The 13,104-nt window shown below is 69.4% G+C and carries 11 protein-coding genes; 6 read left to right on the top strand and 5 right to left on the bottom strand.

Annotation, left to right across the window (positions count from 1 at the left end):
* On the top strand, window positions 1–370 hold a 370-nt coding region (locus ADBZ5U_RS09805), incomplete at its 5' end, for a UbiA family prenyltransferase (protein ID WP_526264852.1).
* Here ADBZ5U_RS09805 and ADBZ5U_RS09800 read toward each other — a convergent pair.
* The gene (locus tag ADBZ5U_RS09800; protein ID WP_526264856.1) at window positions 342–1,352 is read right to left on the bottom strand and encodes a quinone oxidoreductase family protein; all 1,011 of its coding nucleotides are present in this window, start codon (window positions 1,350–1,352) and stop codon (window positions 342–344) included. The genes ADBZ5U_RS09805 and ADBZ5U_RS09800 overlap by 29 nt on opposite strands.
* Before the next feature lie 21 nt (window positions 1,353–1,373).
* Between ADBZ5U_RS09800 and ADBZ5U_RS09795 the strand changes: the two genes are divergently transcribed.
* Window positions 1,374–2,324: an ATP-grasp domain-containing protein gene (locus ADBZ5U_RS09795; protein WP_526264850.1), complete on the top strand. Its 951-nt coding sequence runs from the start codon at window positions 1,374–1,376 to the stop codon at window positions 2,322–2,324.
* Here ADBZ5U_RS09795 and ADBZ5U_RS09790 read toward each other — a convergent pair.
* From ADBZ5U_RS09790 to mptB, 4 genes are read right to left on the bottom strand one after another with little or no spacing between them, the layout of a single operon-like run.
* Window positions 2,241–3,230: a COX15/CtaA family protein gene (locus ADBZ5U_RS09790; RefSeq protein ID WP_526264848.1), complete on the bottom strand. Its 990-nt coding sequence runs from the start codon at window positions 3,228–3,230 to the stop codon at window positions 2,241–2,243. The genes ADBZ5U_RS09795 and ADBZ5U_RS09790 overlap by 84 nt on opposite strands.
* 16 nt (window positions 3,231–3,246) lie before the next feature.
* Window positions 3,247–4,032, bottom strand: coding sequence for an ABC transporter permease (locus ADBZ5U_RS09785; protein WP_526264846.1), 786 nt, complete (start codon window positions 4,030–4,032; stop codon window positions 3,247–3,249).
* The gene (locus ADBZ5U_RS09780) at window positions 4,029–4,931 is read right to left on the bottom strand and encodes an ABC transporter ATP-binding protein (RefSeq protein WP_526264854.1); all 903 of its coding nucleotides are present in this window, start codon (window positions 4,929–4,931) and stop codon (window positions 4,029–4,031) included. The genes ADBZ5U_RS09785 and ADBZ5U_RS09780 overlap by 4 nt, the downstream gene beginning before the upstream one ends.
* Window positions 4,932–4,963: 32 nt before the next feature.
* Entirely contained in the window at window positions 4,964–6,685 is a 1,722-nt protein-coding gene (gene mptB, locus ADBZ5U_RS09775) for a polyprenol phosphomannose-dependent alpha 1,6 mannosyltransferase MptB (protein ID WP_526264844.1), read from the bottom strand.
* A gap of 105 nt (window positions 6,686–6,790) precedes the next feature.
* Between mptB and ADBZ5U_RS09770 the strand changes: the two genes are divergently transcribed.
* The 4 genes from ADBZ5U_RS09770 to sufC all read left to right on the top strand — a co-directional run.
* The gene (locus ADBZ5U_RS09770) at window positions 6,791–7,516 is read left to right on the top strand and encodes a helix-turn-helix transcriptional regulator (RefSeq protein ID WP_526264842.1); all 726 of its coding nucleotides are present in this window, start codon (window positions 6,791–6,793) and stop codon (window positions 7,514–7,516) included.
* Window positions 7,513–11,193, top strand: coding sequence for a Fe-S cluster assembly protein SufB (sufB, locus tag ADBZ5U_RS09765; protein WP_526264840.1), 3,681 nt, complete (start codon window positions 7,513–7,515; stop codon window positions 11,191–11,193). The genes ADBZ5U_RS09770 and sufB overlap by 4 nt, the downstream gene beginning before the upstream one ends.
* On the top strand, window positions 11,193–12,371 hold the full coding sequence (sufD, locus tag ADBZ5U_RS09760) for a Fe-S cluster assembly protein SufD (RefSeq protein ID WP_526264838.1): 1,179 nt from the start codon (window positions 11,193–11,195) through the stop codon (window positions 12,369–12,371). The genes sufB and sufD overlap by 1 nt, the downstream gene beginning before the upstream one ends.
* Window positions 12,368–13,104, top strand: a 737-nt coding sequence (gene sufC / locus ADBZ5U_RS09755) for a Fe-S cluster assembly ATPase SufC (protein WP_526264836.1), incomplete at its 3' end; no start/stop codon positions are given. The genes sufD and sufC, both read left to right, overlap by 4 nt.

The following is a 13,104-nucleotide window of genomic DNA, read 5'->3' as shown; positions in this document are numbered from 1 at the left end:
CTTCTGGACCCCGCCGCACACCTGGGCGCTGGCCATGAAATACAAAGAGGACTACCGGGCCGCCGGGGTGCCGATGCTGCCCGTGGTGGCCACCGAGCGGCAGGTCACCCGCCAGATCCGGATCTACACCTGGTTGACGGTCGCGGCCACGCTGGCGCTGATCCCGGCGGCGGGCTGGCTCTACGCCGCCGTCGCGGTCCTGGCCGGCGCCTGGTTCCTCGCCCTGGCGCACCGCCTGCACGCCGGTGTGCTGGTCGGCGAGCCGGTCAAGCCGCTGCGGCTGTTCCTGCACTCGAACAACTACCTGGCCGCGGTGTTCTGCGCGCTGGCGGTGGACTCGGTCATCCCGCTGCCGCTGCTGTTCGGCTGAGGCCCCGGGAGGGCAGCAGCACCACCGATCCGGTGGTCCGTCGGCCCTGGAGGTCTTCATGGGCGCGCCGCGCCTCGGCGAGCGGGTAGTGCCCGCCCACCGTGACATGCACCGAGCCGTCGGCGATCGCGTCCATGAGTTCGCCCGCGCGCCAGGCGAACTCGTCGGGGGTGCGGATGAAATGCGCCAGGTTCGGGCGGGTGAGGTACACCGAACCGGCGGCGTTGAGCCGCTGCGGGTCCACCGGTGGCACGGCGCCACTGGAGGCGCCGAACAGCGCCAGGGTCCCGCGCACGGCAAGGCTGGCCAGGCTCGCCTCGAACGTCGACTTGCCGACCCCGTCGTAGGCGGCCTCCACCCCGCGGCCGTCGGTCAGCGAGCGCACCCGGCCGGCGAACTCGGCGGCATCCTCGGGGTAGTCGAGAACCTCGACCGCACCGGCCCGGCGCGACAGTTCGGCCTTCTCCGGGGTCGAGGCGGTCGTGATCACCCGCGCGCCCACGCTGGTCGCCCACTGGGTGAGGATCAGCCCGACCCCGCCGGCCCCGGCGTGCACCAGCAGCCAGTCCCGCGGCTGGACCTGGTAGACCGATTTGATCAGGTAGTGCGCGGTCATGCCCTTCAGCAGTGCCGAGGCGATGGTGTCGGACTGCACGGCATCGGGCACGTAGGCCACGAAATCCGCGGGCGCGGTGCAGAATTCGGCGTAAGCCCCCGCCGCGTTCGCGGTCACGACGCGGTCGCCGACACTGATTGCGGCGACGTCGTCGCCCACCGCGGCGACGGTGCCGCAGACCTCCTGGCCGACCACGAACGGCAACTCCCGCGGATACAGCCCCGACCGGAAATAGGTGTCGATGTAGTTGACCCCGATGGCTTCGGCGTCGATGAGGACTTCGCCGGGCCCGGGGGACGGCGTCGCTCGCTCGACGTGCCGAAGGACCTCCGGGCCGCCCGTCTCGGCGACCTCCACCGCGTACATGGCCACTATCATCCCGTATTCATGAAGCTGGCCCGCCCGAACGTCTTCCATCCGCGCATCGTGTTGGCCTCCTGCCCGCAACTCGCCGACGGCGACGGGGACGACGACGGCCTGGTCGCGGCCCTGCGCACGCGGGGCCTGCACGCCCGCTGGCTGTCGTGGGACGACCCGGGGACCGAGGACGCCGACCTGGTGATCCTGCGGGCGGCCTGGGACTACGCCGAGCGCCGCGAGGAGTTCCTGGCCTGGACCCGACGGGTGCGCAACCTGCTCAACGCCCCGGCGGTGGTGGCCTGGAACAGCGACAAGCACTATCTGCGCGATCTCGCCGCGGCGGGGGTCCCGACGGTGCCGTCGTCATTCCTGGAGCCGGGTGATCCGGTGGCGCTGCCGGGCGGTGAGGTGGTGGTCAAACCCGCCGTCGGTGCCGGCTCGATCCACACCTACCGATTCGTCGACAGCCAGGCGGCCGAGGCGCACGCCGCCGCCCTGCTGGAGGTCGGCCGCAGCGTTCTGGTGCAGCCCTACGATTCGCGGGTCGAGGACGGCGAGACCGCGCTGGTGTTCATCGGCGGGGAGCAGTCGCACGCCTTCACCAAGGGGCCGATCCTGCCTCCGCAGGGCGTCGCGCCCACGCTGCACGAGTCCGGCGCCTACGCCGAGGAGTCGCTGTCGGCTGCGGACCCCGATTTCGAGCTGTGGGATCTCGGGCACGCGGCACTCGACGCGGCCGCATCGCATCTGGGTATCGCTCGCTCCGAATTTCTCTACGCCCGGGTGGATCTCATCGGCGGAACCCCGCATCCCGGCGCGGCTCCGCTGCTGCTGGAACTGGAGTTGATCGAGCCCTCGCTGGGCTGGCGGCAACTCGACGACGCCACCCGGGAGTTACGGCAGCGCGGCTTCGCGCTGCAGGTCGAGACGGCCTGTGAGCGGTTGGGGCTGGGCCCGCTGTCGCATCGACGCCCATAGCACCGCGGTGCCCGCGGTGCAGGCCGCGGCCCCGGCCACGTGCAACGCCACCAGCACCGCCGGCACCCCGGTGTGGTACTGGACGAGGCCGATGAGTGCCTGTGCGCCGACCAGTCCGACGAGTGCCGTCAGCGGCCGCCGGACCGACCGCGGCGCGCGCACGGCCAGCAATCCGGCGCCGAGGCCGACCAGAAGGCTGAGGTAGCAGACCAGCAGGGTGGCGTGGACATGGGCCAGGGTGACGATCTCGATCCCGAGGCGGGGCACCGGGCGCTCGACGCTCTTGTCGCCGGCATGCGGGCCGGCGCCGGTGACCAGGGTTCCGCTCACCAGCGTGGCGGTCAGGGCCAGTGCGCTCAGAACGGTCAGAAGGCGCAGCGGCCTCGGGACGACCTCGGTCGGTATCCCGTCGTCGGGTTGACCGATCTTGACGTACAGCAGGGCGGCCACCCACACCATGGCCATGGAGACCAGCAGGTGGATCGCCACCGTCCACCACAGCAGGCCGGTGAGCACCGTGACACCGCCGATCACCGCCTGCAGCACCGTCGAGGCCGGCATCAGCCAGGCGTAGACCAGCACCTCCCGGCGCCGCCGGGCCCGGGTGACGGCCAGCACCGCCAACCCCGCGGTGATCACCACCGCGAAGGTGAGCAACCGGTTGCCGAACTCCACCGCCTGGTGCAGCACCGGGACCTCGGCGTGCGGTACCGGGGTGAAACTGCCCGGGAAGCACTGCGGCCAGGTCGGGCAGCCCAGACCCGACGCGGTGACCCGAACGATGGAACCGGTGACTGAAATGAGCGCCTGGCTGATCAGGACCGCGGCGGCGACGAGGCGCTGGGTGCGCAGGTTGGGCAGCGGAAGCCGATCCACCAGTCGCAGAAAGACCCGGACCGCGCCCACCCGACGATCGTAGCCGTCAGTCGAACCGGAACCAGCGCAAGGCCGCCGCCGCGCAGACCGCCCCCCAGATCGCGAGGACGGCGATGCCGACCCAGTCGACCGTCACCGGTGCGCCGACTGCCCGGGACAGCGCCTCGGTCAGCGCGCCGGCCGGAGTCAGTCTGGCCACCCAGGAAAGCGCGGCCGGCACCGTGCCGCCCTGCAGGGTCAGCGCACCCAGGCCGGCGAAGACGAACCACAGCAGGTTGGCCACCGCGAGCACGATCTCGGCGCGCAGGGTCCCGCCCAGCAGCAGGCCCATGGCCACGAAAACCGCTGTGCCCAGGGCGATGACGGCCGCACCCAGCAGCAGTCCGGCGGGCGGCGGACGCCAGCCCAGCGCCAGGGCGATGCCGCCGAGCAGGATCGCCTGCAGGAGCACCACCGTCAGCACGGCCAGCGCCTTGCCGGCGATGATGCCCCACACCGGCAGGGCGGTGGCGCCGAGTCGCTTCAGCGCCCCGTACCGGCGGTCGAAGGCCACCGCGATCGCCTGGCCGGTGAACGCGGTGGAGACCACCGCCAGTGCCATGATGGCCGGCGCGAACACCGCGACGCGGGGCGCACCGAAGGAGCCCAGCGGCAGCAGGGTCAATCCGATCAGCAGGGTGATCGGGATGAACATCGTCAGCAGCAGCTGTTCGCCGTTGCGCAGCAACAGTTTCAGCTCCAGGCCGTACTGCGCGGCAAGCATCCGGCCGACGCCGGCCGGCCGCGGGTCGGGAGTGAACGTGCCGGCCGGAAACAGGTCCGGATCGCTCATGACCTCAGCTCCTTGCCGGTCAGGTCCAGGAACACGTCCTCGAGGCTGCGCTGTTCGACCCGCATGTCGGTGGTCAGGATGTTCAGCCGCGCGCACCACGCCGTCACCGTGGCCAGCACCTGCGGGTCGATGGCGCCCTCCACCAGGTATTCGCCGGGGGCCCGCTCACTGGCCCGGTAGCCCTCGGGCAGTGCGGAGAGCAGCAGCGAGAGGTCCAGTCGGCGCGGCGCGGAGAACCGCAACTGGTCTTCGGCGCCGCTGCGCATCAATTCGGCCGGGGTCCCGGAGGCGACGGTGGAGCCGTGGTCGATGATCACGATCCGGTCGGCCAGTTCCTCGGCCTCCTTGAGTTGGTGGGTGGTCAGCACCACCGTCACCCCGTCGCGGCGCAGACCGTCGATGAGCTCCCACACCACCAGCCGGGCGTGGGCGTCCATCCCGGCCGTCGGCTCGTCGAGGAACACCAGTTCGGGGCGGCCGACGATCGCGCAGGCCAGAGCCAGGCGCTGCTGCTGGCCCCCGGAGAGGCGCCGATAGGTGGTGCGGGCGGCGTCGGTCAGGCCCAGGGTGTCCAGCAGCCAGGCCGGGTCCAGGGGATTGGCGGCGTAGGCGGCCACCAGGTTCAGCATCTCCCCGGCCCGGGCCGCCGGATAGCCGCCGCCGCCCTGCAGCATCACACCGATCCGCTCGCGCACCGCCGGGTTGTCGCCGAAGGGGTCCAGTCCCAGCACCTCGATGCGGCCGGTGTCGGGCCGGACGAACCCCTCGCACATCTCCACGGTCGTGGTCTTGCCGGCCCCGTTGGGGCCGAGGAGGGCGAGCACCTGGGCGCGTTCGACGTCGAGGTCGAGGTCCGACACCGCCAGGGTTGATCCGTAGCTTTTCGTCACTCCACGCATCCGCACGGGGGTGGGGGAGCCAGAACTCACGGTTAGTCAGCGTAGGCGGCGGGTGCGGGCGCGCTCGCCGGTGGTTGGTCCGGCGCCGCGCCAGGTGAGGTTCCGGAGGCGCGCCGGAGGTCCTGGCCGCTGTAGGACTCGTCGGTGCCGGGCACGTAACGCCAGGGCAGCCGGTTGCGGGTCAACCGGATCAGCAGCAGGACGATGGCCAGGCTGGCCAGGGTGGCGTCGAGGATCTGGAAGAGGGCGAAGCGGTCGCCGTTGGCGGTCGGACCGAAGATGCCCACGATCAGGGTGACCGCGATGGCGGCGATGCGGAATCCGGGCCGGGTGACCCACGCGGCCAGCGGGAGAATGGCCCACAGCAGGTACCAGGGTTGCACCACCGGGAAGAGCAGCACCGTGATCCCCAGCGCCACGCCCAGCCCGCCCACCGGGTGCAACCGGCCGCGCAGCACCGCCAGCAGCAGCCAGCTGACCAGTAGCGCGATTGTCAGCACGCCCATCGCGCGGGTCAGGGACAGCACCGCGGTGGTGTGGTCGCCCAGGCCGAGCAGGATGCCCACCTGCCCGGTGGCCAGGGCCAGCAGGGTCGGCGGCGACATCCAGCTGCGGACGACGTTGGCGGTGCCCAGGGTGAACAGCCAACCGAAGCCCAGGCCGCTGGCCCAGCCGATGAAGGCCGTCACCGCCAGCGAAATCGACACCATCAGCACCCCCGCTGACAGGAATGCCCTGACGGTGCCGCCCCAGCGGTGCGCCAGCGCCATGGCGGCGAATCCCAGCGCCAGCAGGCCGGGAAGCTTCACCTGGGAGGCCATCGTGATCAGCACGGCGCCGGCGAACAGGTTGGCCAGCGGCATCCACCGTTGCCACGGGGCCGGTGCGCCGTCGTGCGGGCGCGGCAGCAGGGGGCCGGGGCTGTCGATGCCGCGCAGCGCCAACTCGGTGCCGGTGAGCATCAGGCCGAGCATCAGTGCCTCGTTGTGGATGCCGGCGACCAGATGCATCAGCAGCAGCGGATTGGCCGCGCCCAGCCACAGGGCGGCCACCTCCCCGACCCCGCAGCGCCGCGCCAATCGTGTTGTGGCCCAGACGATCAGGCCCACCCCGACGAGCACGACGAGCCGGTGGCACAGCACCGCGGCGACGATGTTCTCCCCGGTGAGCGCCGATATCCCGCGGCCGATCCACAGGAACAGCGGCCCGTACGGCGCCGGGGTCTCGCGCCACAGACTGGGGACCGACAGCGTGAAGACGTGGTCGAGACCGAGTCCCGGTGCGGGGCCGACCCGGTAGGGATTCAGCCCGATGCGGGCGATCTGGCTCTGCGCCAGGTAGGAGTAGACGTCCTTGCTGTACATCGGCGGCGCGACCAGCAGCGGCACCATCCACAGCAGCAGCGTGCGGTCCAGCTGGCTGCGGGTCATCCGGCGGGGCCCGAGCGCGAAGCGGCCGAGCATCAGCCACGCCAGCGTCATCATCACCGCGCCGGTGGTCGTCATGGTCAGCGAGACGGTCTGGATGCGAGACGGCAGGTTGAGCAGCCGCACTCCGAAGGTCGGATCCTGGACCACCGGGCGGGCGCCCGCGCCGAGCGCGCCGATGCCCATCAGGACGGTGCCGGTGGCGCCGAACAGCCGGGTCCGCCGCATCGCCTGCAGTTCGGGTTCGTTGAGCGGCGCCCCCTCGGTGCGCTCGTCGCCGTGCCAGCTGGCGATCGCGGAGTAGAGGGAATGCCGGCGGCCAGCCACTACCGCACTCTATCCGGCCCATGAGGCGTCTGATCAGGCCGGAGCGCCGAGCAGGTAAGGCTGGCCTTGCTAGACCCGCCTGCCGAATTCCGTAACACTGGTGTTGTGAAAAACCGGTCCGAGGTGTCGTCCCCGTCCGGGGCGTCGGCACAGGACGGCCGGACCCGGCGGGCGATCGTGCGGCTGCTGCTGGAGTCCGGGTCGATCACCGCCGCCGAGATCAGCGCCGGGCTGGGCATCTCCGCCGCCGGTGTGCGCCGCCACCTCGACGTCCTGGTCGACGGCGGGGACGCCGAATCGCAGCCGGCGGCGGCCTGGCAGCACACCGGGCGTGGCCGGCCGGCCAAGCGGTACCGGCTCACCCAGGCAGGGCGGGCCAAGCTCGAACACAGCTATGACGACCTGGCGGCGGCGGCCATGCGGCAGTTGCGCGAGATCGGCGGCGACGACGCGGTCCGGACGTTCGCCCGTCGCCGCATCGACACCATCCTGGCCGGGGTCGGCGCCGCCGACGCCGGCGAGGTCGCCGACGCCGCCGAGCGGGTGGCCGACGCCCTGTCCCGGGCCGGATACGCCACCACGACGACCAAGGTCGGCGGCCCCCTGCAGGGCATCCAGATCTGTCAGCACCACTGCCCGGTTTCCCATGTGGCAGAGGAATTCCCGGAACTGTGCGAAGCCGAGCAGCAGGCGATTTCCGACGTCCTGGGCACCCATGTGCAGCGGCTGGCCTCGATCGTGAACGGCGACTGCGCCTGCACCACCCACGTCCCGCTGACCGTGACGTTCCCCGAAGCGAACACCCGCGATGAACAAGGAGAGTCGGCATGACGACCACACCGGAGACTCAGCCCCTCAGCCAGGAGGAGACCATCGCCTCCCTGGGCCGCTACGGATACGGCTGGGCGGACACCGACGTGGCCGGCGCCAGCGCCCAGCGCGGCCTGTCCGAGGCGGTGGTGCGCGACATCTCGGCGAAGAAGAACGAGCCGGAGTGGATGCTCGACGTCCGACTCAAGGCGCTGCGCACCTTCGGCAAGAAGCCGATGCCGAACTGGGGTTCGGACCTCGAGGGCATCGACTTCGACAACATCAAGTACTTCGTGCGCTCCACCGAGAAGCAGGCGACCTCGTGGGAGGAACTGCCCGAAGAGATCAAGAACACCTACGACCGACTGGGCATCCCGGAGGCGGAGAAGCAGCGACTGGTCTCCGGGGTGGCCGCTCAGTACGAATGCCTGGCCGGCGACACGCTGGTGTGGACCGCCAACCGCGGCCAGATCCCGATCAAGGAGATCGTCCGCGGCGACAATGTTTTCGCCTATGACGAGGCCGGGGAGCGCTTCGTGGTCGCTCCGGTCAAGTCCGCCGCCCAGACCGACACCCGCCAGACCTACACCGTGACCACAACTCGGCGCAGTGTGCGTGCGACGGACAACCACCCGATGCTGGTGCTGCGCGACGAGCGCAAGCCGGATCCGGCGGGCAGGAGCGAAGCGACCCGGGGATCAACCCGTCGAAGGGCGCGGTTCGCGCGGCGTTGGGTCACCGTCGGCGAAATCGCGCCGGGGGATTTCATCGCGGTGCCGCGGCAGATCCCGCACTTCGGTGCACCGGCCCAATTACCCTCGGTGCCGGGACTGCGCAGCCCCTCCGAGAGCACCGTCGACCTGATGTGGCTGCTGGGCCTCTACATCGGCGATGGAAATCTGCACCTTTCGGGCCGGACCTATCGGGTCCAATTCGCCATCCCGGCAACCGATGTGGAGCTTCGGTCCGAGTTGGCACGTGTGATCGGAGATCTGTTCGGGCTGCGCTGCATCGAAGCCGATGAGCACAGCATCGTCGTCAACTCCAAGGCGTTGACGGAGTGGATCGTCGAACTGGGGTTCAAGGGCGCGTCGCTGACCAAACGTGTCCCCGACTGGGTGTTCGCACTCCCTGCCGACCAGCGACTGGCCTTCCTCGGCGGCTGGGTCGACGCCGACGGCTATGTCGGGCCCGATGCCAGCGGATCGGTCCTACTGACGTGCGCCAACGAGTCGCTGATCCAGCAGGCGCGGGAACTCGCTGAGCTGTCCGGGTTGCGGGCCGGCGGCCCCTGGTCGTTCACCCAGCCCTATCGGCATGCTCCGGAGCGCATCCAAACCGCTTGGCGTCTGGGGATTTCCGGTGACTTCGAAACGCTCGGGTGCCGCAATCCAAAGCGGACCGAGCGATTCGGCCGGCGTGCCTACTTCCACACCTCAAACGGTGCCCACGGCACGACCATCCGCGTCCACACCAACGACTGGCTTGGATTCGAGCGGATCAAGTCGGTCGAGCCCTACGAGGTCGAACCGGTCTACGACATCGAAGTCGACGGTCCACACAACTTCATCGCCGAGGGTCTGGTGGTCCACAACTCCGAAGTGGTCTACCACCAGATCCGGGAAGACCTTGAGCAGCAAGGCGTCATCTTCCTGGACACCGACAGTGGACTGCGCGAGCACCCCGAGATCTTCAAGCGGTACTTCGGCACCGTGATCCCGGCCGGGGACAACAAGTTCTCCGCGCTCAATACCGCGGTGTGGTCCGGCGGTTCGTTCATCTACGTCCCGCCCGGCGTGCACGTCGACATCCCGTTGCAGGCCTACTTCCGGATCAACACCGAGAACATGGGCCAGTTCGAGCGGACGCTCATCATCGCCGACGAGGGTTCCTACATCCACTACGTGGAAGGGTGCCTGCCTGCCGGTGAACTCGTCACCACCGCCGACGGCGACTTGCGGCCCATTGAGTCGATCAAGGTCGGCGATCGGGTCACCGGCCACGACGGTCGTTCCCATCGGGTCACCGCCGTGCAGATGCGCGACCTGAACGGCGAACTGTTCACCTTCACCCCGATGTCTCCGGCCAATGCGTTCTCGGTGACCGCCGAGCATCCGGTGCTGGTCGTCCCGCGCAGCGAGGTGCTCGTGCGCCGCAAGCCCCGCAACGGCTGGCTGCCGGAGGTCGACTCGGCGAAACTCAAAGCCGCCGAACCGCGTTGGGTTCCCGCCAAGGACGTCGCCGAGGGCGACTTCCTGATCTACCCCAAACCCAAGCCGCAGCGGCACAAGACCGTGCTCCCACTGGAGTTCGCCAGGTTGGCCGGCTACTACCTCGCCGAGGGCCATTCGACACTCACCAACGGCTGCGAATCGCTGGTCTTCTCTTTCCACAGCGACGAATTCGACTACATCGACGAGGTCCGGCAGGCGTGCAAGTCGCTGTACGAGACCTCCGGGTCGGTGCTAGTTGAGGAGGACAAGCACTCGGCCCGGGTGCTGGTGTACAGCAAGGCCGGATATGCCGCGATGCGCAACCACGTCGGCGTCGGTTCGGCGAACAAGAAACTGTCCGAAACCCTGATGCGCCAGGACGACATCTTCCTGCGCGAACTCATCGACGCCTACGTCAACGGCGACGGCAACGTCACCCGCCGAGGTGGCGCGCAGTGGAAGCGGGCGCACACCACCTCGCGGGTCTGGGCCTTCCAATTGCAGTCGATCCTCGCGCGACTCGGTCATTTCGCCACCGTCGAACTGCGCCGCCCCGGCGGTCCCGGCGTCATTCAAGGTCGCGACATCGTTCGCCAGGATCTCTACCAGGTGCAGTGGACCGAGGGTGGGACAGGGCCGAGGCAGGCCCGCGACTGCGGGGACCACTTCGCCGTGCCCATCAAGAAGCGAACCGTGCGGGAGGCTCACGAGCCGGTCTACAACCTCGACGTCGAAGCCCCGGACAGCTACCTCGCCTACGGGTTTGCCGTACACAACTGCACCGCGCCGATCTACAAGAGCGACTCGCTGCACTCGGCGGTTGTGGAGATCATCGTGAAACCCCATGCGAGGGTTCGGTACACGACGATCCAGAACTGGTCGAACAACGTCTACAACCTGGTGACCAAGCGGGCCCGCGCCGAAGCCGGCGCCACCATGGAGTGGGTCGACGGCAACATCGGATCCAAGCTCACCATGAAGTATCCGGCGGTCTGGATGACCGGCGAGCACGCCAAGGGCGAGGTGCTCTCGATCGCCTTCGCCGGCGAGGGACAGCACCAGGACACCGGGGCCAAGATGCTGCACCTGGCCCCCAACACCTCGAGCAACATCGTCTCCAAGTCGGTGGCCCGCGGCGGCGGACGCGCTTCCTACCGCGGCCTGGTCCAGGTCAACAAGGGTGCGCACGGATCGCGCTCCAGCGTGAAATGCGATGCGCTGCTGGTCGATACGATCAGTCGCAGCGACACCTACCCCTACGTCGACATCCGCGAGGACGACGTCACGATGGGTCACGAGGCCACGGTGTCGAAGGTCAGCGAGGACCAGTTGTTCTACCTGATGAGCCGCGGCCTGACCGAGGACGAGGCGATGGCGATGGTGGTCCGCGGGTTCGTCGAACCGATCGCCAAGGAACTGCCGATGGAGTACGCCCTGGAACTCAACCGGCTCATCGAACTGCAGATGGAAGGCGCAGTCGGCTGATGACCTCAACACTGGCGGTCAACAAGGGCGAGCAGTTCAGTTCCTTCGACGTCAACGCCTTCGAAGTCCCCGGCGGCCGCGACGAACTGTGGCGGTTCACCCCGCTCAAGCGGCTGCGCGGACTCCACGACGGCTCCGCTGTGGCCACCGGCCGCGCGGCGATCACCGTCTCCGAGCAGGCCGGCGTCACGGTCGAGAATGTCGGGCGGGACGACGAGCGCCTCGGGCAGGGCGGAGTGCCCGCCGATCGGGTTGCCGCGCAGGCGTTCTCGTCGTTCGACACCGCGACCGTCGTCACCGTCGGGCGCGGCGCGCACACCCAGATGCCGGTCGAGGTGACCGTCACCGGACCCGGCGAGGGCCAGACCGCCTACGGACACCTGCAGGTCCGCGCCGAGGAACTGGCCGAGGCGGTCGTGCTGATCGACCTGCGCGGCAGTGGCACCTACGCCGACAACGTCGAATTCGTCGTCGGCGACGCCGCCCGCCTGACCGTCGTGTGGATCGCCGACTGGGCCGACGACACGGTGCACGTCAGCGCCCAGCACGCCCGACTGGGCAAGGACGCGGTGCTGCGGCACGTCGCGGTCACCCTCGGCGGCGAGGTGGTCCGGATGGCCGCCACGGTGCGCTACGACGCGCCCGGCGGCGACGCCGAACTGCTCGGCCTGTACTTCGCCGACACCGGCCAGCACCTGGAGTCCCGACTCCTGGTCGACCACAGCCGGCCCAACTGCCGGTCCAACGTCGTGTACAAGGGCGCACTGCAGGGGGATCCGGACTCCCGCGGGGCCGACGCGCACACCGTCTGGGTCGGCGACGTGCTGATCCGCGCCGAGGCCACCGGCACCGACACCTTCGAGGTGAACCGCAATCTGTTGCTGACCGACGGCGCCCGGGCGGACTCGGTGCCCAACCTGGAGATCGAGACCGGCGAGATCGTCGGCGCCGGGCACGCCAGCGCCACCGGCCGATTCGACGACGAGCAGCTCTTCTACCTGCAGGCCCGCGGCATCCCCGAGGACCAGGCGCGCCGACTGGTGGTGCGAGGCTTCTTCGGGGAGATCATCTCCAAGATCGCAGTGCCGGCCATCCGGGACCGACTGACCGACGCCATCGAACACGAACTGGCGCTTGCCGAATCGAAGAACGACCCCGAATCGAGGACCGACGCATGAGCACGCTCGCCATCAAGGATCTGCACGTCTCGGTCGCCACCCCGGAGGGCACCGAGAAGGAGATCCTCAAAGGAGTGAACCTGACGGTGAACTCGGGGGAGACCCATGCGGTCATGGGCCCCAACGGATCCGGCAAGTCCACGCTGTCCTACGCCATCGCCGGGCACCCCAAGTACACCGTGACGTCCGGTTCGATCACCCTCGACGGTCAAGACGTCCTGGAGATGAGCGTCGACGAACGTGCGCGGGCCGGGTTGTTCCTGGCCATGCAGTACCCGGTGGAGGTCTCAGGCGTGTCGATGTCGAACTTCCTGCGCACCGCGGTCACCGCCGTGCGCGGCGAGGCCCCGAAACTGCGACTGTGGGTCAAGGAGGTCAAGGCCGCGATGGCCGACCTGGACATCGACCCGCAGTTCGGCGAGCGCAGCGTCAACGAGGGCTTCTCCGGCGGCGAGAAGAAGCGCCACGAGATCCTGCAACTGGGCCTGCTCAAGCCCAAGATCGCCATCCTCGACGAGACCGACTCCGGACTGGACGTCGACGCACTGCGGGTGGTCAGCGACGGGGTGAACCGCTTCGCCCAGGCCGAGCACGCGGGCGTGCTTCTCATCACCCACTACACCCGCATCCTGCGCTACATCCACCCGCAGTTCGTGCACGTCTTCGTCGACGGCCGGGTCGTCGAGTCCGGTGGCCCCGAGCTTGCCGACGAACTGGAGGAGAACGGCTATGT

The organism is Mycobacterium sp. (assembly GCF_040398885.1).
Taxonomy (GTDB): Bacteria; Actinomycetota; Actinomycetes; order Mycobacteriales; family Mycobacteriaceae; genus Mycobacterium.
The sequence above is the reverse complement of the archived record's forward strand: the minus strand, read 5'-3'. Positions and strand labels throughout refer to the sequence as shown.

What these genes read in the sequence shown, in the direction of transcription:
- ADBZ5U_RS09800 (WP_526264856.1), bottom strand. Translation starts at nt 1,352, where the DNA reads ATGTACGCGGTGGAGGTCGCCGAGACGGGCGGCCCGGAGGTCCTTCGG.
- ADBZ5U_RS09795 (WP_526264850.1), top strand. Translation starts at nt 1,374, where the DNA reads ATGAAGCTGGCCCGCCCGAACGTCTTCCATCCGCGCATCGTGTTGGCC.
- ADBZ5U_RS09785 (WP_526264846.1), bottom strand. Translation starts at nt 4,032, where the DNA reads ATGAGCGATCCGGACCTGTTTCCGGCCGGCACGTTCACTCCCGACCCG.
- ADBZ5U_RS09780 (WP_526264854.1), bottom strand. Translation starts at nt 4,931, where the DNA reads ATGCGTGGAGTGACGAAAAGCTACGGATCAACCCTGGCGGTGTCGGAC.
- sufB (WP_526264840.1), top strand. Translation starts at nt 7,513, where the DNA reads ATGACGACCACACCGGAGACTCAGCCCCTCAGCCAGGAGGAGACCATC.
- sufD (WP_526264838.1), top strand. Translation starts at nt 11,193, where the DNA reads ATGACCTCAACACTGGCGGTCAACAAGGGCGAGCAGTTCAGTTCCTTC.